Origin of the sequence: Desulfobacter curvatus DSM 3379, from assembly GCF_000373985.1 — a bacterium.
GTDB lineage: Bacteria > Desulfobacterota > Desulfobacteria > Desulfobacterales > Desulfobacteraceae > Desulfobacter > Desulfobacter curvatus.
Map to the genome: position 1 here is coordinate 43,754 of NZ_KB892902.1, position 20,957 is coordinate 64,710.

Consider the following 20,957-nt stretch of genomic DNA (forward strand, 5'->3'; position numbering starts at 1 on the left):
ATCAAAGGCCGGATGCATCGATAAATTCAGAATTCTCCATGGCTATTTCAATACGGAAGATATAGTTATCGATTCTAAAGGAGAGTCTGCGGTTTTCCGTGTACGTGTCGTTAATGGACAAGGATATGGCTGAACTTATGGTCAATGCCTTGGGTTGGCCGTAACAGGCATTCAGGTCATATTCTTCTTCCACGGATTTTATCAGCTGCCCCATGAGTTGGTTGGTGATTTCTCCAATGGTATCTGCCACTTCAGGGTCGGAAATAGAGATGGCCAGCTCCTCTTCGGGCATGCCCATATTGATCATGTATTGCCTGTAAATTTCAAAGGCAGCCTCATCACTGAAATTAAAAACCACAAGCCCCATATAATCTCCGTAAAATTGAACAAAGCAGGTCAGATCCGGCATCATGGATACCCTGGTGATTTTCTGGATGGTGTTAGCGTAATGTATTTCTTTACCAGTGCTTTTTGCAAGCATGGCCTGGGTCGTTTCCAGGAAAAGTTTGGCAATACTGTCAATGGACTGATTGTTTGATATTTCCATTGTAACTCCTTACTGATATCGCATCGGGTTATCCGGTTGGATGATGTTTTGACAACTTTAAAATTATGGACAAAATAGTTTTAAAAGTCAAATTTTTATCGTTCACCCCGTCTGTAAGCCGCCCCTAACCAGGCCGGGGCGTTGAGCCGTCTTGGATCTTTAAAGGAGATGGCCAGAAGGATAACCAAGGTGGACAGATAGGGCAGCATGGCCAGAAAATTGGGGGAAATACCCAGGGGCTGGAGCAGATATTGGAGTACAAAAATGCCGCCAAAAATAAAAGAGGCAAAAATGGCCCTGCCCGGGTTCCACAGGGAAAATATGGTCAGGGCAATGGCGATCCAGCCGCGACCGGCAGTCATACCCTCCACCCAGGAAGATGAGTAGGAGATGGACAGATGTGCCCCGGCAAGGGCGGAGAACACACCGCCCACCAGAACGCATGCATATCGAATCAAAGAGACGTTCACTCCCTGGGTCTCCGTGGCCTTGGGGTTTTCCCCGGTGGATCTGATCTGAATGCCCATGCGGGTCCCCTCCAGGAAAAACCAGGCGGCCGCGGCCAGTACAATGGCCAGGTAAAGAAAGGGACTCTGGTAGAAAAGGGCTTTGCCGATCCAGGGCAGGTCTGAAAAAAAGGGAATGGCCACATCATCCATTTTAACAGCCAGGGGGCGGCCCACATAAGGCTTTCCCATCATGCCGGACAATCCCAATCCCAGCATGGTTAATGCAAGGCCTGATACCACCTGGTTGGCCTGCAGCGTTACCGAGGCAAAGGCATGGATCAGGGATACGGCAAATCCTGCTGTCATGGCAGCCAGTACGCCAAGCCAGGGATGGCCCGTTGTCATGGTGACAATAAATGCGGTGACGGCACCGATCGCCATGACACCTTCTACACCAAGGTTAAGGATGCCGGCCCGTTCGCAGATCACCTCGCCGGTTGTGGCCAAAAGCAGCGGGGTGCCTGCCACCATGGTTCTTTGAATGGTTGATATGATGATTTCTTCCATGATGTGTGATCTAAGTCCAAATAAGTTGTTAAATTGTTGATAGCTGTCAGCTGTTGTTCCGGAACCTGCGGATCCGAACCTTATGATATAAAAAGTAATCTCCCATGATCAGAAAGATCAGCAGGATACCGTTGACAATTTCAACTGTGGCTGCAGGCAGTCCCAAGGAGATCTGAATCGCGTCTCCACCCACGATAATACCGGCAAAAAACAGACCCGACACAATGGCGAACAAGGGGTTCAGCTTGGCCAGCCAGGCCACAATGATAGCGGTGAATCCATACCCCGATGATACCGAGGCCGGATACCCTAAGTAATGGTGGATGCCTGCCACCTCGCCCACACCGGCAAAACCGGCAAGCCCCCCTGAAATGGCCATGAGAATAAGACTGGTTTTAAGAAAATTGATGCCCGCATATTTGCCGGCGTCAGGGTTTTCTCCCACCACCCGGGCTTCGTACCCGAACCGGGTTCTATAAATTAAAACACACAACCCCACCGAACAGACAATGGCCAGGATCAGGGTGGCATAATGAATACGCGACCCCGGCAGTACGCCTAAAATGGCGGCATCGGGCAGGGGATCCGTGCCCGGAAATCCGAACCGGGTTTTCCCCTTCCATGGCCCCACAATGAGCATGGTCAAAAATTCTGCGCATATATAATTAAGCATCAGTGTGGTAATGACCTCGTTGATGGCATATTTAATTTTCAGTATGGCCGGGATAATGCCCCACAATGCACCGCCGATGAACCCGGCCGTAAATATCAAGGGAACGATAACCATAGAGGGCATGGCGTTGCCCAGATGCTGGGCTGTCCATGTGGCAAAAATAGCGCCCATGAGCAGCTGGCCTTCGGCGCCGATGTTCCAGAATTTGGCCCTGAACGTAAGGGTGAGACCTGCCCCGATGAGAATTAGGGGAATGGCCTTGGTGATGGTTTCCTTGATGCCGTAAACCGACCCAAAGGATTCAATAAAGATTTGGGAGACCGCATACAACGGGTTGACGCCTGCGGCAAGGAAAATAAGGCTGATGGCCAGAATACCTGCCCCGAGGGCAGCGACGTTGGTCATAAAGGACCTTAAGGGGGTAATATTGTAGCGGTCGCTTGTGGTAATCCGTATCATAGGAAATAGTTGCCGTTTCAGTTAATTTGCAATGTCTGCTTTGACCGGCTCTGTGTCAATGCGTTTTGAGCCGGCCATCATCATTCCTATATCGTTGACGCGTTCATCATCCGTATCCAGAATGCCCATAAATTCACCTGCGAAAATCACGGCTACACGGTCGCACAACTCAAAAATTTCATCCAGGTCCTCTGAAAACAGCAGCACGGAACTGCCCTGGCTGCATAGTTTGAGCAAGTGCTCACGCAGGAACCGGGTGGCGCCCACGTCAAGCCCGTAGGTGGGATGGGAGGCCACCAGCAACTGGGGTTGCTCACTGATTTCCCGGCCCAGGATCAATTTCTGGATGTTGCCCCCGGAAAGGTTTCTGATCTGGTTGTTAATGGAGTGTGTGGCCACCCGGAATTCGGTTATGATGGATTTTGCATGCAACTTGACACTTTCGTATTTAAGAAAATACCGTTTGGAAAATTTTTTGAGATGATGCTGTTTTAAAATGGCATTGTCATACAGGAAAAGGCCCGGGGCAATGCCGAACCGAATGCGTTCCTCGGGGACGTGGGAGACCCCGTTGTCATAAATTTTTCTGGGGGACAGATTAGTAATGTCCCGGCCGTTGATCGTTACCTGGCCTGAGTCAATGGTTCGGATACCTGTGATGGCCTCGGCCAGCTCCCGCTGTCCGTTGCCTGCCACGCCTGCTACACCGAAGATTTCATTTTTGTATAAGTCAAAGGATACATTTTTAACTGCGGCAAGTCCTTTGTCCCCTGTGACATGGATATTGCGGACACTAAGCACCCGGTCTCCCCTGGGTCGTTTTTCTCTGGCCATGGTCAGGGCCACATCCTTGCCCACCATCATCCGGGCAAGTCCCATTTTGTCCGTATCTTTGGTTTGGGCGCCCCCCACAATCCGCCCCTTGCGCAGTACGGTAACCCGGTCGCAGATATCCATGATTTCATCAAGCTTGTGGGAGATGAATATCACACTGTGGCCGTCAGTTTTCATCCTGCGAAGAATTTCGATGAGCTCTTTGATTTCCTGGGGAGTCAAAACAGATGTGGGTTCGTCGAGAATGAGTAAGTCGGCTCCGTTTAAAAGGGTTTTTATGATTTCAACCCGCTGCTGCTCTCCGGCGGAAAGCTGCCATACTTTCTGATCAAGGTCTATCTGGAAATCAAACTGGTTTGAAAACGCTTTTATTTTTTCACGCAAAACTTTCTGGGGAAATAAAAACGGGGTGTCCTTATAACCTAGAGCGATGTTTTCAACCACGGAATGATTCTGGATCAGCATGAAGTGCTGATGAACCATGCCAATGCCAAGATTGATTGATTCCAGCGGATTAGAGATCCGGACGGGCTTGCCGTTGATCAGAATGCTGCCCGAATCCGGCTGGTAAATGCCGTAAAGAATATTCATCAGCGTGGTTTTACCGGCACCGTTCTCCCCGAGCAATCCCAGGATTTCCCCGGAATTAATTTCAAGGTTGATATCCTTGTTTGCATGGACACCCTGGAACGACTTGCAGATATCTTTCATTTCAAGGCGCTGTATTTTAATCATGGTCTTTTTTCAATCATAAAGGCCGGAAAACACCGTTTTCCGGCCTTTAAGCTATTCCTGTTTTTTTGCCTTAATGTGACCCCATGTTTGGACAAAGATTTGCCCATATGCAAGGCGCAGATGGGTGGTGAATATCTGTTCAAACACTAGTTATTAGGGATTTCGCCTTTTACATTATCTACATAATACATCATGGAAAGCAGATCTTCCTTGGAGGCGCGTTCTCCCGGCCTAATTTTGATGTCACCCGTGTTGTCCGAAACCGGACCCATGAACGGATCAAAAATGTCAACGCCCTGTTTCATTTGCTCATAGCGTTTCATAACCAGGTCATAGGCGCTGATTTCACCCAATTGTTCAGTCGTAATTATGGCCTGTTTCAGGGGCTCAACAAATTTGGGGTTGACAGCGTCATCAAGACTGCCGCCCAGAATGGCGGCCTTTTCCTTGGCAAGCCACCAGATGTCCTGGCTGGGGTCCCAGATACCTTCATGGATGTCTTTCAGGATTTTGGCATATATGCCGCCCCAGTCCATGCGCTGGCCGGAAACCACTGAATCTTTGCCATATGCCTGCATGGGGGAATAGTGGGAAAATGTGTAAATCTGTTTGCCTTTTTCACAATGGGCCTGGCCCACTTCAATGACCGCCGGGGTATCTTCGGTGAACGCCAGTGCGTCACAGCCTTCAGCAATCAGTGCTTCGGCAGCTTCCTTGGCTTTGTCCGGACCGTACCAGGCATAGATCCACTTTACGCTTACGGTGGCATCGGGGTTGACTGCTTTAGCACCAAGGGCATAGGCGTTAATGTGGCGGATGAGTTCGGGAATGGGGAAGGCGGCAACATAGCCAAGTTTATTGGACTTGGTCAATGCCCCTGCCATCATACCGTTTAGGTAATACATCTGATAAAGATCACCAAAATAGGTGCCCAGGTTGGCGCTCCGCTTGAAACCGGCGCAGTGCATAAATTTTGTATCCGGATATTTTTCAGCAGCTTTGACGGTGTTATCCATGTAACCAAAACTGGTGGTAAAGATCACATCGCATTTTTGCTGCTGGACAAGACGATCCATGATTCTCAAGGAATCGGCTTCAGCAACCGATTCAACAATAACGGTTTCCAGCCAGGGATACAGGGATTCGACATACCTTTTACCTAAGTCATGGGCATGGGACCATCCGTAATCGCCCACAGGGCCCACATAGATAAAACCGGCTTTGAGCTTCTTTTCCACAGTCGGTGCTTCCTGGGGCTCCGCCGCTTCTTCAGGCGCCTTAGGGGCTTGTTTCGGCTTGTCCTGCTCTCCGCAGCCGGAAATGATCATCGCGAGAAGAAAAAGAAAACTGACAATCAGCACACTCATCTTGGTTTTCATCGTTATCTCCAATGGTTATAATGTGGGTATAAAGAAATTTTTAGGATAATACGATAATTACAGTTTTGCCGTCAACTATTTAAACACAGGATGTTAATACAAAAAATAAGCCCCCTGCAGGGGAGAGATCCCTGCAGGGGGCTTAACTGTCGTACAAAAAAGGCAAGTCTATTCTTCAGCCGGGGCTTCCTGTGCTTCCTCAGCCTTTTCAGCTGCTTGGGTTTTAAGCTCAGCGGCCTTGGTCTCAACTTCCTCCATCACTTGGGTTGCAGCTTCAGCAGCTTTGGTCTCAACTTCCTCCATCACTTGGGCCGCAGCTTCAGCAGCTTGAGTTTCAGTTTCAGCAGCTTGAGTTTCAGTTTCAGCTGCTGTGGTTTCAACTTCCTCAACCGGTTGGGTTTCAGCCTCAGCTGCTTGGGTTTCAACTTCAGCGGCTTTGGGGGCTTGTTCCGACTTGTCCTGCTCTCCGCAACCGGCAACGATCATTGCGAAAAGAAAAACAAAACTGACAATCAGTACACTCATCTCCTTTTTCATCATTTTCTCCTTTGTTTATAGTTGGGGACTAGTAAATTTGTGGAAGCATACGATAATTACAGGTTTGTCGTCAACAATTTAAACATAGTATCTTAACACCAAAAACAAGTCTGCCTGCAGGTGAGGATTTGTCGAAAAAAAGGAACAGTCTATTCTGCAGCGGCCCGGGCCTGGGTCAGCCAGTCATTCCACTTGGTCTGGTTTTTAGCAATCCATTCGGTGACATGTTTCTGGATGTCTTTGGCGGATTTTTCACCCGCGTTCATGCGGGTGTTCTGCTCATTGATGTCTGCAAGGGGAAGGGTAAATAATTCAAGAAACTTTTTGGCTGCAGGATTATCTGCCAAGAATTTTTTGTTGGCCACAATGCGGATATCTGAAACAACGAATCCCAGTTTCACCGGATCAGTCACTGCGCCCTCAACGCCGGACTGGGTCATCCTGTCCACGGCCACGGCCTGGGCTTCAGTGGGCAGAATTGTAGGTACGTTGACCCACATCACGTCTTTGCCGGGTTTGAGTTTATATACGGTCCAGTTCGGGGTCCAGGTGTAAAAGAAGATGGGTTCTCCTGCTTTGTATGCGCCGATGGCAGAAGCCATACCTGCTTCATAAGATGCTTTCACAGGATTGATGTCATCTTCCAGATCATAAACCTTTAAGTGGTGGGCAATTACTTTCTCGCATCCCCAGCCCGGAGGGCAGGCCGTGAGATCGGCTTTGCCGTCATGATTTTTGTCAAAGGCCTTTTTAACCTCTTTGCGTTTAAAGTCATCCAATGACTTGATGTTGTATTTTTCAACGGCATCTTTAGACACCAGATACCCTTGGAGACCACCAGCTTTGGCCACGTATCCGATTTTCTGGGCTTTGTCCTTGAAATTTTTGGGGAGTTGGTCGTTATGCATGGGAAACCAGCCATTGCACCAATAATCCAAATCACCCAAGGTCAATGCTTTGTAAAAAATAGGGTTTTTTAAGTCTTTGGGTTTATTGACGTTATAACCCAACTCGGTCAAGGCCCGGCTGACAATTGCTTCCTGAAAATAGCCTGTATTCCAGGTGGCTCGTGCAGGTTTGACGGTGACGCCTTCTCCGGGTTTATCCGAAGATGCGAAAGCCGGGGTGACCATGATCATGGAAACCGCAACCAGAAAAAAGCAGATGTTTTTTACGACGTTCATAATTTCTCCTTTGTTAATTTTATTTTTTAGCGGCCATGGACTGGGTAATCCTGTCCAGCAACACGGCCACCAGAACAATGCTTAAACCCGCCATCACGGCAAGGCCGATATCCAGTGTGTTCAGTCCTTGAATCACAGGAGATCCCAACCCGCCGGCCCCAATCAATGCGGCTATTACCACCATGGCAAGGGCCATCATAATGGTCTGGTTCAGCCCTGCCAGTATGGTGGGCATGGCCAGGGGAATCTGAACCTTGAACAGCACTTGCCTGCGGGTTGCACCAAAGGCGGTGGCCGCTTCTACCAGCTCCGGATGTACTCCGCGGATACCAAGACTTGTCAGGCGGATGATGGGGGGCATGGCAAAAATAATGGTGGCAAGAACCCCGGCCACATTACCCACGGAAAAGAGCATGACTATGGGAACCAGATATACAAAGGACGGGGTGGTCTGCATGGCATCTAAAAAGGGTCTGACAATGGTTTCCACCCGGTCGCTGCGCCCGGCGGCAATACCGATGGGAACCCCGACAATGGTGGAAAACAAAACCGAGGCCAAAACCATGGCCAAGGTGGTCATGGTGTCGGACCAGAACCCGATCAGACCGATAAATACCATTGCCACAATGCTGAAAACCGTTAGCCCCCATCCTGAAAATCGCCATGCACAGAAAGCCAGAACAGCTATTATTATGATGGGCGGTACGGCGTTAAGACCAAGGTCAAGCCCGGTTAAAATCTGTTCGACCGGCCATTTTATGATCTGAAATATATCACGGTAATTATTGACCAACCAGTCAACAAAGGCGGTGATCCAAATATCTATGGGAAGTACTTTTTCGTCAAACATAATTGATTTTCCTGCTAAAGAGCGGTTTGAAGGGGTTGGGCCGGTTCGTCATATTCGTTCCCGGCTCCGTTATGGCCGTTAATTTCTGATTTATGAAGGGTTTTCAGGAACCTGTTTTTTGATACCACACCTTTAAATACATTGTTGTCATCAAGTACCGGGATGGGAAAACCCTTGGAAGCCACTTCAGGAAGTATATCCTGCATATTGTCATTAATATTGGCCGGGTTGACTTCCGGCAGATAGCAGGTCTCAAGGGAATCTTTTGACCGGCCGTTTTCCATTGCCTCCTGAAGGGAGTCGATGGATACGATCCCTTGAAACTGGCGTTTGGCATTCAGAACATAACCGTGGTTGAAATCCCTGGCATTTAAAAGCTCCAGAGAGCCTCGGATGTCGCCTTTTTTGGTCTTGATAATTGTGGGGTAATGTGTGTTGACAATTTCGCCGGCTGAAATAACATTGGTGGGGTCCACACCTCTGAAAAAGGCCCGGACATAATCGTCGGCCGGATTCTGGAGAATTTCTTCGGGTGTGCCCACCTGGACAACACGTCCCCCTTCCATAATGGCGATACGGTCACCTATGCGAAGGGCCTCATCCAGGTCATGGGAGATAAAAATAATGGTTCTGTCGCTGTCTTCCTGGAGCTTAAGCAGTTCATCCTGCATCTCCGTACGGATCAGCGGGTCCAGGGCGGAAAACGCTTCGTCCATAAGCATGATATCCGGGTCCGCAGCCAATGCCCTGGCCAGACCCACGCGCTGCTGCATGCCCCCTGAAAGTTGTTTGGGGTACTGGTCTTCCCAGCCTTCCAGACCCACCTGACTTAAGGCTGCTGTTGCCCGTTCGTTTCTTGCAGCCTTGGGCTCTCCGGCCAGCTCGAGGCCGAAGGCAGCATTTTCCAGAACAGTGAGGTGGGGCATCAGGGCAAAGGATTGAAACACCATGCTCATATGCTTAAGCCTGAATTTTACAAGATCCTTATTTTCCATGGCCGTAATGTTTTGGCCGTTAATATGGATTTCTCCGGCCGATGGCTCAATCAGCCGGTTGAACATCCTGACCAGAGTGGATTTTCCCGATCCGGACAGGCCCATGACCACGAATATTTCTCCGCGTTTAATCGTAAAATCCGCATTGTTTACACCCACGGTCATGCCGGTTTTTTCAAGGACTTCTTCTTTTGTCAAACCCTGATCAATAAGGGAAATTGCTTTTTGGGGATCCTGGCCGAATATTTTAAATATATTCTTAATTATGATTTGATCCATAAATAGTTCTTCTTTCTGCGCTGAGGCGCTCGCTATATTTAAGTATCTCTTTATTTGTAATCTATATATTGTATTCAATGCATTTTGTCAAATATTGAAAGGAAGTTTAGGATATAATATACTAAAATTATAGATGCATTTTTAAAAAAATAGTGATAAATTAATACTAAGAATACTTTGGTTTTTATGGCTTCATTCGGGTTTAATCTATTTTAGACTAAAAGAATTGATGTCAATATGTTGTGGTTTTAAAATTAATGACATTGCACGGTATTCCTTTTGAGTATCCTTTTTCAATTTTTAGATATAGATAGGTTAGGTGTTCGTTCTGTTACGATGGGCAATATTAAGTCTCCGACAATACTTTTACATATGATTGCCCCGGATCAGGGTTTTTGCGCTCGACAGAATTTATAAAATATGTTTGAATATTTTTTCTTTCAAAAGAAGCTTGCTTCAAACTCCAATGATAATTTAAGGAGGCGTATGGAAAGTTCTGCAGCATGCTTATCGGAATCTACCACTTTTAAGGGCCTTGACACCCAGGATATTGACCGTCTTATTCCGATGTTTTCAAGGAGGTCGGTTATGCCGGGTGAAGTATTGGCCCAGGCAGGTCATTGCACCCAGTTTTTCTTTCTTCTGGAAGAAGGTGCCCTGCTTGTAGCCATGGAAAAGGGCAGGGCTGTGGTGCTCAATCGCCCGGGGGATTTTGCAGGCTTGTCAATGGTGAGTCTGAACGGAACAAATACTGCCACAGTTACGGTGCTGGAAAAAGGAGCGGTCTGGATTGTGTCTTATCCGAATATACTTGAACTGACCGGCCATGAATCCCAGGCGGCGGCCGCAATTTTGGATGGATGGCAGCAATTCTGCGAGGAAAAAGCCCCCTTTTGTTCAAATCCTGCCTAAACAGGCGTTATTTAAAAATTAAAAATAAAAAAGAGGTGTGTTTTGAATGGAGTTGACGCTGTCGGCGTTCTTTATGGATTTGAGGCCATAAACGTCCACAACGGGTGGGCCATTTCAGTTGTGGGAATCACTATTGTATTCACAGGGCTTGTGGCTCTGTCAGTCCTGATTTCACAGCTTCATAAGCTTGTGGCCCTGTATGATAATCCCGGAAGAATAAAAAAACTGTTTGCTTTAAAATCTGAATCTGCCGTCAAGGCGAGTACCCCTAAAAAGTACATGGTGCTCACCGAGAGACAAAAGCAGATCTGCCGGCAGTATAACCTTTTGGCTCAGACCATGGATGATGTGATATCTTTGCCAAAGCTTTTACGCATGGCTGAGCTTTCCGGCCTTCAAGATCCCCATGCCAATATAAATCTCCTGATTAAATCCGGCATTTTGTGTGCCGATGAACAGGGCTATTTCACATGGGATGAGGATATATTCATTCGTACCACTTCTTAGATTCAATTTGAGACTGACCGTGAATTTTTTGATGACCATTGGAAATTGAAAGAAACGAAAAATCAATGGATACTTTATTTTTAGACTTTTTTCAGAACACCGGATTTTATCTGTGCGACTACCGAAACATTATCATGATCATCGTTGGTATGATCTTTATTTTCTTAGGCATTGCAAAGGATTATGAGCCGTTATTGCTTGTCCCCATCGGATTTGGCATGCTCGTGGGAAACATTCCTATTTTCAAGGGGCTGGGTCTTGGCATTTATGAAAATAATTCTGTATTGCACTACCTGTATTTTGGGGTAACCCAAGGCATTTACCCGCCTTTGATCTTCCTTGGAATCGGTGCCATGACAGATTTCTCAACGCTTCTGGCACGGCCTGTCCTTATGCTTTTGGGTGCTGCAGCCCAGGCCGGCATCTTTATTACATTTTTAGGTGCACTGGCTTTGGGTTTTGTGCCCAAGGAGGCAGCCGCCATCGGGATCATCGGCGGGGCGGACGGACCCACGGCTATTTTTTTGACCGCCAAGCTGGCTCCGCATCTAATCGGGCCCATTGCCGTTGCAGCATACAGTTACATGGCCCTTGTGCCGGTAATCCAGCCGCCTATTATGAAATTTTTAACCACGCATAAGGAGCGGCTTATCCGCATGGAAGAACCGCGCCACGTCACCAAGCGTGAGAAAATGATATTCCCGGTTATCGCCTTTTTGCTTTGCTGTTTTCTGGCACCTGCAGCTCTGCCGCTTTTAGGCATGCTCTGTTTTGGCAATCTCCTTAAAGAAGCCGTGGTTACAGAGCGTCTGGCGGTTACGGCGCGTACGGCATTGATCGATATCGCCACCATCCTTTTAGGCATTACCGTGGGGGCATCCACCCAGGGAGATGTCTTTCTTACCCATAACTCCGTTAAAATTTTTATCTTAGGTGCGCTCTCCTTTGCCATTGCAACTGCTTGCGGATTGTTATTTGCCAAATTCATGAACCTGTTTTTGAAAAAGAAGATCAATCCCCTGCTCGGTGCTGCCGGTGTGTCCGCGGTACCGGACTCCGCCCGGGTGGTACACGTTGTGGGGCAGCGGGAAGATCCTTCAAATTTTCTGCTCATGCATGCCATGGCCCCTAATGTTTCCGGTGTTATCGGCTCGGCCATTGCCGCAGGCGTACTTTGGAGTCTGATGATTTAATCCGGATAGTTTATGTTGTGTGCCCCTAATAATGAATAATAATGGCTACAAGGATCGATTGGAATAAAAACAATGCCGATTGTTTCCATAAAAATAGCGAAAGGCCGGACCATTGAGCAAAAAAGAAATCTTGTTCAGGCAATAACCGATTCAGTTGTTTCAACATTGGATGTCAAACGAGAATGGGTTACAGTATTAATTGATGAGCTTGACCGAGAAGATTGGGCTACCGGAGGCGAACTACACATCGATAAATTCGGTGCTGGGGTTGGAAAAGAAAGCAAATAAATCACACCACCTGTTACTCCACCTGCCCCCCCCCGGGGGGGGGGCAGGTAAGCTCGGCGATAGCCAAGGATTACACATTATTTCTGCAACGCCGTTTCGTTCAAATATGATCTATGATGGTGAAGACCGAGGTATTATTCACCGGTGGGTGGGGCCTGATCCTGGTTACTTCTTTGATTCCCGGGGGCAATTTGAAATTTGACTGGACATCCAGAAGCCTGCGCAGGCCTTTTTCATAGATCCTGTAGGATAGGGCGGTGCCTTGTTCAAGGTGCTTTGACAGATGGGCAAAAATTTCATCTTTAGGCAGAGCATCAGCACCGATCATGATCAGCCGGCAGGGCTCGGGCAGGGGCAGGGAAGAGTGGCTGCCTTCAATGATGTTTATTTGTTCTTCAAGGCCAAGCACCTTTATCAAGTGCCTTGAAAGCCGGGCATATTCCGGGAACTGCTCAATGCCGATGCCAAAAATTTTGTACCGGATGCAAAGGCAGATCAGGGTCAGGGGCATGGGGCCGGAGCCTAAAAAGATGACCCGGTCTCCGGGACAAAGGTTTGCCCCGGTATATTCCATGCGCGCCAGTTCCATGTAGTTGGGGTAGTAGACAAACTGCTTTACAGTATCACAGGGCGAGGGCGAGCTGATAACAGTCTTGGCATTATGGATTTCCATACGCAGACCGTTGGCCCGTTTTAACCGGGAAATACGGTCTAAAATCTTTGCCGCTTCAGGGTCACAGCGCAGTGTCTCTGCCTGGCTGTCGTCTATGTCCATGGCAGCCAGACGATCCAGGCGCCCAAAGCAGTGGTAGATATCTTCATGCTTTCCTTCAAGCAGGCCTTCGGGGCTCACATGGGCAAGGGCTGCATGAATATCCAAAAACTCTTTTTTGATAAGATCCAGATTTGTCATAATTCTTTCTGCTTGAAGGATTTGTCGTCGGCCGGCAGCATAAATACCGTGGTGTTGTTGACCCGTCCTGTGGGGGGCACGGCCTTGACGATTTTAAAGCCTTTAATATCTTCGGGTTGAACCGGCTTATACAGCACTGCTTTCATGCCGGTGTAGGTACGGAATACCACCAGGGATGGGCCTCGATCATCCATGATATTGAGCAACTGCGAAAAAATCCGGGCCTTGGGCTCGGCAAGGGCAGCCACCAGCACAACATCCCAGTTCAGATCGGCCAGGGTGGCATCATCTCCCCGGACTATTTCAATCTTTTTTTCAAGGCCCAGACAGCGAATGATCTGCCTGGAGATCCCTACGGATTCGGCATCACTGTCAATGCCCACAGACGGAATACCGAAAAATCGATTTAAAAGAATCAGACTTAAAGGAACCGGACCGGAACCTAAAAATGCCAGCCGTTTTTCGCTGGAGATGTGCATGGCTTCAATCTGATTTTTTATAAGGGCTTCGTACCGGGGATACAACGGAAAGGTTTTAATCTGTTTCCAGGGATCCGGGCTTTCAAGAAGTTCTTTGGCAAGATGGCGTTCATGGATACTGAAAAAGGTGGTGTAATAGGACCGGATTGTGGGCAGCACGTCCCGGATCTGTTTTTCCTCTAGCAGCAAGCCGGACAGATGGGGACCCGCATCCATGTGGGCCAAGTCATCCAGGATCTGGTAGAGCTGGTACAGCTCTTGGGCGGACAGGGCTTTTAGCCTGTCAAGGGAGTATGCCTTGATTTTTTCGGCAAATTCGATGATGTGGGGCTTGATAATGGCAAGGGTGTTTTGGCAGTCTTTGCAGCACCCGTCAAAATCATGGTCGTCAAGTTCATGTTCGTGGGAAAAATTGATTTCGTGCATCTGTTATCCCCCTGTTTTCGACATCGTTACAGACAACGAATCAATGGCGCTGCCCAGGGTTGGGGTGTTTGTGGGTATACTGGTGGATATGAACATCTTTTGTCAACTGCCCATTTTCCATCATAAACATGGTATCGGCAATTTGCGACATAAAATCACTTTCATGGGAGATCAGGATATAGGAAAGCTCAAGGCGGTTCAATACCTCAACCAGAGTGGCTTTTATTTTTTCATCAAGGCCTGTGCTGGGCTCGTCCAACAGCAGCAGTTCGGGCTCCATGGAAAGCACCGTGGCCAGGGCTACCAGCCGCTTTTCTCCGCCTGACAGTTTGTGGGTGACCCTGTCTTCAAAATGGGCGATGCCCAAACGGTCCAGGGTGTATTGGGCAATATTCCGGGCTTCGGATTTTGATTTTCCCAGGTTCAGCGGCCCAAAGGCCACATCTTCCAGAACTGTGGGGCTGAACAGCTGGTCATCGGCATCCTGGAACAGCAGTCCTACTTTTTTGTAAACTTCTTTGAAATCATTTGGGGTTTTGACAGGCTTGCCGAAAAATTCAATGGTACCTGAATACGGGGAGAGCAACCCCATGATAATATGAAACAGGGTGGTTTTCCCGCTGCCGTTGGGACCCACTAAACCGATGCGGTCCCCTTTGTTAATTTCAAGGCTTAGATTGTCTAAAACCCGGCCCCTGCCCGGATAACTGAAACTGATGTTTTCAAGGCGCAAAATAGGGAGGGATGTTGTCATCGGGTGATCTCCAAAAAAAGCAGGCATGCTGTGGCTGCCAGGGTTGCCAACGTCCAGATTTTGTCGGAAGGGGAAAGGGCAAATTCATGCAGGCAGATAAATTTGCCTGAAAATCCCCTGCATTTCATGGCATTGTAGACCCTTTGGGCCCTGTCCGATGCCCGGACAAACAGCATGCCGCAAAGATAGGCATACGTCCGGTAGGTGTGCATATTGGTCCGGGGCTGAAAACCGCGCAGTTTTGCCGCCCGGACCAGGCGCCGGTACTCCTGCTCAATGACAAAAATATACCGGTAGGTTAACAGCAGCAGATGCACAAGCTTTTCAGGGAGTTTGAAAAAATTCAAGGTATAGCCCAGGGTGCCGAAATCCATGGTGGTGATCAGGGCAATGAACACCAGGAGGATGGCATTGGATTTAATGCTGATTGCCGTACACAGGTTAATGCCCTGCCGGGTGATACCAAACTTTCCGATTTGCCAGACCACATCCCCCTCATAGGTAAGGGGTAAAATGGCCCATAGAAACAGCAGAAATCCCCAGATGATCAGCAGACGCCTGAACACCTGGACAAGGTTTAACCGGGCCCATAACACCAGAATCACGGAAAGTCCCAGTCCTGTCCAGAGCATGGGCATTTTTTGGCCAAGGGCAATGACAAAACACAGCAGGGTGGCTGCGGCCACCCTGCATCTGGGATCAATTTTGTGAATAAATGAATGGCCGGAAGCAAAGATCTCTTCAATCATGGGACGTTTTGATCATTATTTTTTCCTGCGGGATGAAAAATACATGGCCACGCCCATCAGGCCGAATATGTATCCGATGCCCCCGAGAATTTCATTTATGGACGGACCTTTCTGTTCCAAATCCGCCACCATTTTGGTCAACGGTGTTATTTTTTTATTTAGTGCCTTTGTTACGGCCTTTTCCACAATGGCTTCCAGCTGGGCCGGATCAATGGACACTGCCGTCTGTACAGCCTGTCCGGAATCCGTCTTTGCAGCGGGTTCAGGCGTTTTGATCTCTTCCGCCCGGGTGCTTTCAGCTACAACCGTTTCTTCCAAATCTTCCAGAGGAATAGTCCATTCGGCCTTATGTCCCATGCCGGCTATGAGTTCTATGCGCATGGCGGTTTTTTCAGGAATCGGGAATGAAAATTCCCCTTTTTCATTGGTCCGGGTACGCAAAAGCTCTTTTCCGTTCAAGTCCCAGACAATTATTTCTGAGTTTTGAGCTTTTTTCCCGCCGCTGAATTTGCTTTCTCCCAGAACGGTGTCTCCTTCCACCCATGCAAACACTGTGACTTTATGTGCCAGGGCATTGCCGCTTGAAAGAATGAAAAGGGCCATTAGACAGAAAAGTTGTATAAAATATTTTCGATACATCATTATTGTTTACCATTAAAATGTATTTATAATTATTACCCTTATACCTGCTTTTCAACCATTTTCGTTCTGCTGTCCAATATGGCTTGCTGCTGTGCCGCAGACCATTTAGGCAGAAGCTCCGGTTGCACCTTTTTAAGAAAACCGACACAGAAGATTGCCACAAGCCCCTCTATGAACATAACCGGAAGATGAGCGATAACAACGGTCCAGGCCACTTCCAAGAAGCTTTCCTGGGTAAACATCAGGGCCGTGCCCACAAGTATACCGCTTAAAAGAACGCTTAAAAATCCGCAGGCAAAGGAGGCAGCATAGGATATTGCGCCCGGTTTATGGACAAATCCTGCAAACAGGTAATAACAGACCACTGCAGGTGTGGCCATGATGACCGTGTTGACCCCCAGGGTGGTGATGCCACCGAACTGGAACAGCACCCCCTGGAGCAGAAGCGCAATCAAAATGGCGGGAAAGGCAACCCATCCAAGCATCAAGCCAAGAATTCCGTTGAGAATCAGATGGACGCTGGAAGGCCCGATGGGCACATGAATCAGGGACGCCACAAAAAAAGCAGCCGACAAAATAGCGGCTTGGGGAATTTTGTCTTCGTTAAGTTTTTTTAAGCCCACCGCAGTGCCGGCCGCAGCCAAAACCATCCCGGCCCCTAAAACCTGTGCGGAAAGAACACCTTCAGAAATATGCATAATACCTTCTATTTGGTTTTCCAGTCTTCGAATTTTACCCAGATTACGGCACCTAACTCAACACCCTTATCCTGTCCATCCGCTTTAAGAGTAAAATCAGCTTCATTAAGCGCAGCAAATCCCCACCAGCCGGCTTTGGGTGCCGCATAGGTGAAAACGCCGTTGCCATCAGCTTTGATGGTCTGGGTAACCATATAATCGGTGGGCGCTTCGGATTTGCCGTCTTCGTTGTAATATTCCACCTCAACCTCTGCGTAAGGGACAACTTTGCCGTCCAGTTTTACGATGCCCTGGAACACGTTGCCGGCATACTGCCCAAAAGGTTTGGATAAGGGTACGATTTCTGTTTTCAACCCGATTTCCTGGTCCCAGCCTTCGTCATCACCGAAAGCGGTCACTACGGTTTTGGTGTAATGAATGATAAAACAGTCTTCGGCAGGTTCCCAATAGGGTGCGGGCTCCATGTAAAACATATAAACGCCGGGTCTTTTGATTTTGTAATCTGTTTTCCAGGCTGTATGTTCCATAACCTTTGCCTGTTTCAATGTGCCCAAAAGATCCTGTGCTTCACCGTTTGCAAGTACAGCAAATACTTTGGGTTTAACAAGTTCCATCCCCACGCCTTCAAAGGGATGGGAAAACGAGGCTGTGATATGAACGGTGCGGTCGTCATCCTGCATAACCATATTGTCCGAAGGGATGACCATCCCGTAATGTGCTTGGACACTTACGGCAGTGAATATAAGAACAAGAAACATGAACCCTGATGTGATCAGTGATTTTTTCATCATTTTTTTCTCCTGTGAATCCTTGAAGTATTAAAAATTACGCAACTAGTCCTACCAGCTTAAGTTTCAACCTTCTTGGCCGGGTCCGAAAAAAAATAATGAAATTTAATTTGAACCACAGGCTTCGTGCCTGCATTACAAATTCTTTTTTTATCTTAAAAAAACGATTGAATCAATTGGAAATGTTTACAAGGTAATCACGGCGTCCCTAATTATAGACATACGTATAGGGTGTTTCCTCATGGCTGATGCTCCACAGTGTTTCCAGGGAGTTTGCGGCGGCATTGATACCGGCGTATTCGGCGGCCAGGGAGAGAAGGTCCGTTTCAGCGGTATCACTGTTGATGTAATCGACCAGGCTGGTGCTGGTTGCTTTTTCCTGGAGATAGTCGGTGAAATCCAGGATTTCATTGTTTGCTGTTAATGCCGTGAATGCCTGGGTGAATTCACTATTTGCATTTAATACCTCTTCAAGTTCATCACTGCCTGTAAAGCTGTTTACAACTTCTATTTCATTGTCACTGCTCAAGGAGAGGGAAATCTGCTGGTCGGCATCAATGCCCAGCGTTGCCATGGTTGAGGCCAGCAAGGTACTTACGTTTTCTTCCTGTTCGGCTGCAGCAGTTTCAAAATCAGACAAGATCAGGGTTCCTGTGGCCGGAAGCCCTATAGATTCCCGATTGGCTGCGGCCAGGGCTTCCGGCGACAGGGTTACGGTATCAGTCTCAGAGGAGATACCGGTGTTTGAATCCTCGTCGTTCGTACCGCTGGACGAGGTCTTTGGCAAAAGGCTGGTCAGGCTGGTTCCGGAATAGGAGTTAAGATTTGAATAATCACTGGATATGGATGTCATGATGGCTTCCTTTTAGCATGATATGATCATTATTTTCCTTATCACTTTTTTAGAATTTTAAAAAAGCAATTTCTGTGCCGCAGAAAAGAAAATCGTCGTGTTCTTATGTGCCGGTACTTTTGTCTGATCCCAAGGTATTCATGACTCTTTTAAAGGGCAATTATTACCTGGTTTATCGGTAATTTTTACCGGGCCCTAAAAAATAAGAAAGGCGGCAGGTCTTTAAAACCTGCCGCCTGTGATGGTGTGACTGTATTGCGTTATTTATTTTTCGAACTTAATTCCGGGAACTGATGATAAAAGAATTCAGTGACCTGATCCCCGGCTTTGCTTTCCTCATTTTCCCGAAGCTCTATACGCCGGATTTTCCCGGAGATGGTTTTGGGCAGTACATCCACAAATTCAATGATTCTGGGAATCTTGAATTTGGCCAGCACCTCAATGGTGTGTTTGAACAGCTCCAGGGCCAGTTCCTTTGATGGTTTTTGCCCGGGAATCAGGATTACAAACGCTTTTACCAGTTGGTGACGTTTGGGATCCGGTACACCCACCACAGCAGTCTCCATGACGGCCGGGTGCTCAATCAGCGCACTTTCCACCTCAAAGGGGCCCACCCGGTAATCACTGGTTTTGATGACATCGTCGGCACGGCCCACAAACCACCAGTAGCCGTCTTTGTCAAAAGTGGCTTTGTCACCGGTGAAATACATTCCGTGTTTAAAGGCTTCAGATGTTTTTGCCTCATTGTTGATATATTCCTGAAACAGGCCGATGGCGCGCCAGTTGGAAAGACGAATGACAATATGGCCGGTGGTGTCAGGTTCCGTGATCTCTTTTCCTTCATCGTCGGTTAGAATGACATCGTACATGAATGAGGGATATCCAAAGGATCCCAAGCGCATTTTACCTTCCATCCAGGGCGGATTGCCGATCATGGCCGTAGATTCGGTTTGGCCGTAAAAATCACGGATTTCAGTGCCCGTGGCATCCCGCCACTGGTCAATGACTTCCGGGTTCAACGGCTCGCCTGCACTCAACGAGTACTTCAGGGCCGAAAAATCATATTCTGCCAGGTCGAGCCCCACAAAGGCGCGCCAGGCCGTAGGCGGTGCACAGAATGAATTGACTTTATATTTGGCCACAAAGCTTAAGTATTTTTTAATATCCAGCGCGGTGAAGTTAAAGCCTGTGGCCGTACCGCCGACGTTAAATGGGCAGAAAAAGCTGCTCCATGCCCACTTCGCCCACCCGGGGGCACTCAAGTTGTGATGAACGCCGCCGGGTTCAAGCCCGAGGATCACGGCTGTCGACATATGGCCCAAAGGATAGGAGATAGCCGAATGTCCCACCCGTTTGGGAAGTCCTGTGGTGCCGGAAGTGAAAAAGCAGAACAGAACGTCTTCACTGTTAATGGTTGCAGGTGATGCTTGGGAATCTTCCTTGGCAATCTCCGGATAGGATATCCACCCCTCTTTTGCACCAAGGATGATTTTGGCCTTGGGGGTACACCCGGCCTTGACCAGGGCGTCGTCCACCAGGTCGGCCAGACTCTCATGGGCAATAATCACATCCGGTGGATACGCTTCAAAACGAAACTGGATTTCGCGTTCGGTCATGGTGGTGGCTGTGGGAACGGCGACAAGACCGCCTTTGATGGCGGCAAAAGAGGCGAACCAGGTTTGGGGGACAATGGGTGTCAGCATATAAAGGTTGTCTCCTTTCTCAACACCCTTTTTACGCAGATAGTTTAACATCTTGTTACCGTTTTCAGCCAACTGGGTATATGTGTACTGCTCTTCTTCATCCGTGTGCAGGTCTGCCCAGATAAGCGCCAACTGGTCCGGGCGCTCTTTGACGTGTATATCTTCGAAAATTTCCTGGGCCCAGTTAAAGGTTTTGGGCAGTTCGGCTGAATTCAGTTTTTGAAAAAACGTTTTTGCTTGAGCTTCACGTTGGTCCATATCCTGGATCCCATTGAGTGCCATTACCTCTTTATAAAAGCTTTTCAACGCCATGGTTCCCTCCCCGGTTAAGTTTATTCCACATCCTGATTTTAAGTCCGCTCCTGCCTTGCCCTTAAAAACAAATCCCGCAAGAAAGGTTTGTAATTTAGAAAACTGTCATTTATACCAGCCCGGCAGTTTTCTACCAATCGGTTAAAGGCTTAATTTTTATGTGGGTGGGCAATGTGGTGTATTGTAGGTTAATTTATTCGTAGTATATAGGTTTATAGCCTAATAAAGGAGACCCTGTCTAAGGCACCTGTT

The 20,957-nt window shown here is 48.1% G+C and carries 22 protein-coding genes; 4 read left to right on the forward strand and 18 right to left on the reverse strand.

Annotated features, from left to right (window positions below; genetic code table 11):
* Window position 1: 1 nt before the first annotated feature.
* The 9 genes from B147_RS0101575 to proV form a co-directional block, all read right to left on the reverse strand.
* Window positions 2-547, reverse strand: coding sequence for a DUF3334 family protein (locus tag B147_RS0101575; RefSeq protein WP_020585506.1), 546 nt, complete (start codon window positions 545-547; stop codon window positions 2-4).
* A gap of 95 nt (window positions 548-642) precedes the next feature.
* Window positions 643-1,563 carry an ABC transporter permease gene (locus B147_RS0101580; protein WP_020585507.1) on the reverse strand — a complete coding sequence of 307 codons (921 nt, stop codon included), beginning with the start codon at window positions 1,561-1,563 and terminating at the stop codon, window positions 643-645.
* A 46-nt stretch (window positions 1,564-1,609) separates the two neighbouring features.
* On the reverse strand, window positions 1,610-2,695 hold the full coding sequence (locus B147_RS0101585; RefSeq protein ID WP_020585508.1) for an ABC transporter permease: 1,086 nt from the start codon (window positions 2,693-2,695) through the stop codon (window positions 1,610-1,612).
* A gap of 21 nt (window positions 2,696-2,716) precedes the next feature.
* A complete protein-coding gene (locus tag B147_RS0101590; RefSeq protein ID WP_020585509.1) occupies window positions 2,717-4,264 on the reverse strand; it encodes an ABC transporter ATP-binding protein in 1,548 nt (515 codons plus the stop codon).
* 146 nt (window positions 4,265-4,410) lie between these two features.
* Window positions 4,411-5,643: a BMP family ABC transporter substrate-binding protein gene (locus tag B147_RS0101600; RefSeq protein ID WP_020585511.1), complete on the reverse strand. Its 1,233-nt coding sequence runs from the start codon at window positions 5,641-5,643 to the stop codon at window positions 4,411-4,413.
* A 168-nt stretch (window positions 5,644-5,811) separates the two neighbouring features.
* The gene (locus B147_RS0101605) at window positions 5,812-6,183 is read right to left on the reverse strand and encodes a hypothetical protein (protein WP_245568884.1); all 372 of its coding nucleotides are present in this window, start codon (window positions 6,181-6,183) and stop codon (window positions 5,812-5,814) included.
* A 146-nt stretch (window positions 6,184-6,329) separates the two neighbouring features.
* Window positions 6,330-7,364 carry a glycine betaine/L-proline ABC transporter substrate-binding protein ProX gene (proX, locus tag B147_RS0101610; RefSeq protein ID WP_020585513.1) on the reverse strand — a complete coding sequence of 345 codons (1,035 nt, stop codon included), beginning with the start codon at window positions 7,362-7,364 and terminating at the stop codon, window positions 6,330-6,332.
* 19 nt (window positions 7,365-7,383) lie between these two features.
* On the reverse strand, window positions 7,384-8,214 hold the full coding sequence (locus tag B147_RS0101615; protein WP_020585514.1) for an ABC transporter permease: 831 nt from the start codon (window positions 8,212-8,214) through the stop codon (window positions 7,384-7,386).
* Between the two features lie 14 nt (window positions 8,215-8,228).
* Complete coding sequence (proV, locus tag B147_RS0101620) at window positions 8,229-9,488, reverse strand: glycine betaine/L-proline ABC transporter ATP-binding protein ProV (RefSeq protein ID WP_020585515.1); 1,260 nt, start codon at window positions 9,486-9,488, stop codon at window positions 8,229-8,231.
* Between the two features lie 486 nt (window positions 9,489-9,974).
* Between proV and B147_RS0101625 the strand changes: the two genes are divergently transcribed.
* From B147_RS0101625 to B147_RS0101640, 4 genes are all read left to right on the forward strand, one after another.
* The gene (locus tag B147_RS0101625) at window positions 9,975-10,400 is read left to right on the forward strand and encodes a Crp/Fnr family transcriptional regulator (RefSeq protein WP_020585516.1); all 426 of its coding nucleotides are present in this window, start codon (window positions 9,975-9,977) and stop codon (window positions 10,398-10,400) included.
* A gap of 42 nt (window positions 10,401-10,442) precedes the next feature.
* On the forward strand, window positions 10,443-10,907 hold the full coding sequence (locus tag B147_RS0101630; RefSeq protein ID WP_020585517.1) for an OadG family protein: 465 nt from the start codon (window positions 10,443-10,445) through the stop codon (window positions 10,905-10,907).
* A gap of 65 nt (window positions 10,908-10,972) precedes the next feature.
* A complete protein-coding gene (locus B147_RS0101635) occupies window positions 10,973-12,100 on the forward strand; it encodes a sodium ion-translocating decarboxylase subunit beta (protein WP_020585518.1) in 1,128 nt (375 codons plus the stop codon).
* A 72-nt stretch (window positions 12,101-12,172) separates the two neighbouring features.
* Window positions 12,173-12,388 (forward strand): 2-hydroxymuconate tautomerase, encoded by a 216-nt coding sequence (locus B147_RS0101640; protein WP_020585519.1) that lies wholly within the window; start codon window positions 12,173-12,175, stop codon window positions 12,386-12,388.
* A 100-nt stretch (window positions 12,389-12,488) separates the two neighbouring features.
* Here the strand turns inward: B147_RS0101640 and B147_RS0101645 are convergent, their stop codons facing one another.
* From B147_RS0101645 to B147_RS0101685, 9 genes are all read right to left on the reverse strand, one after another.
* Window positions 12,489-13,301, reverse strand: coding sequence for a nicotianamine synthase family protein (locus B147_RS0101645; protein ID WP_020585520.1), 813 nt, complete (start codon window positions 13,299-13,301; stop codon window positions 12,489-12,491).
* Window positions 13,298-14,206 carry a nicotianamine synthase family protein gene (locus tag B147_RS0101650; protein WP_020585521.1) on the reverse strand — a complete coding sequence of 303 codons (909 nt, stop codon included), beginning with the start codon at window positions 14,204-14,206 and terminating at the stop codon, window positions 13,298-13,300. The genes B147_RS0101645 and B147_RS0101650 overlap by 4 nt, the downstream gene beginning before the upstream one ends.
* A gap of 40 nt (window positions 14,207-14,246) precedes the next feature.
* Window positions 14,247-14,960, reverse strand: coding sequence for an energy-coupling factor ABC transporter ATP-binding protein (locus B147_RS0101655; RefSeq protein ID WP_020585522.1), 714 nt, complete (start codon window positions 14,958-14,960; stop codon window positions 14,247-14,249).
* Window positions 14,957-15,709, reverse strand: a complete 753-nt coding sequence (gene cbiQ, locus B147_RS0101660; protein WP_020585523.1) for a cobalt ECF transporter T component CbiQ — start codon at window positions 15,707-15,709, stop codon at window positions 14,957-14,959. Before cbiQ ends, B147_RS0101655 begins: the two co-directional genes overlap by 4 nt.
* 15 nt (window positions 15,710-15,724) lie before the next feature.
* Window positions 15,725-16,351 (reverse strand): hypothetical protein, encoded by a 627-nt coding sequence (locus tag B147_RS0101665; RefSeq protein ID WP_020585524.1) that lies wholly within the window; start codon window positions 16,349-16,351, stop codon window positions 15,725-15,727.
* Window positions 16,352-16,389: 38 nt separating this feature from the next.
* Window positions 16,390-17,049 (reverse strand): cobalt transporter CbiM, encoded by a 660-nt coding sequence (cbiM, locus tag B147_RS0101670; protein ID WP_020585525.1) that lies wholly within the window; start codon window positions 17,047-17,049, stop codon window positions 16,390-16,392.
* An 8-nt stretch (window positions 17,050-17,057) separates the two neighbouring features.
* On the reverse strand, window positions 17,058-17,837 hold the full coding sequence (locus tag B147_RS0101675) for a DUF4198 domain-containing protein (protein ID WP_026259468.1): 780 nt from the start codon (window positions 17,835-17,837) through the stop codon (window positions 17,058-17,060).
* 208 nt (window positions 17,838-18,045) lie between these two features.
* The gene (locus B147_RS0101680; RefSeq protein ID WP_020585527.1) at window positions 18,046-18,690 is read right to left on the reverse strand and encodes a hypothetical protein; all 645 of its coding nucleotides are present in this window, start codon (window positions 18,688-18,690) and stop codon (window positions 18,046-18,048) included.
* A 260-nt stretch (window positions 18,691-18,950) separates the two neighbouring features.
* Window positions 18,951-20,705, reverse strand: coding sequence for an acetate--CoA ligase (locus B147_RS0101685; protein ID WP_020585528.1), 1,755 nt, complete (start codon window positions 20,703-20,705; stop codon window positions 18,951-18,953).
* Window positions 20,706-20,957 lie beyond the last annotated feature (252 nt).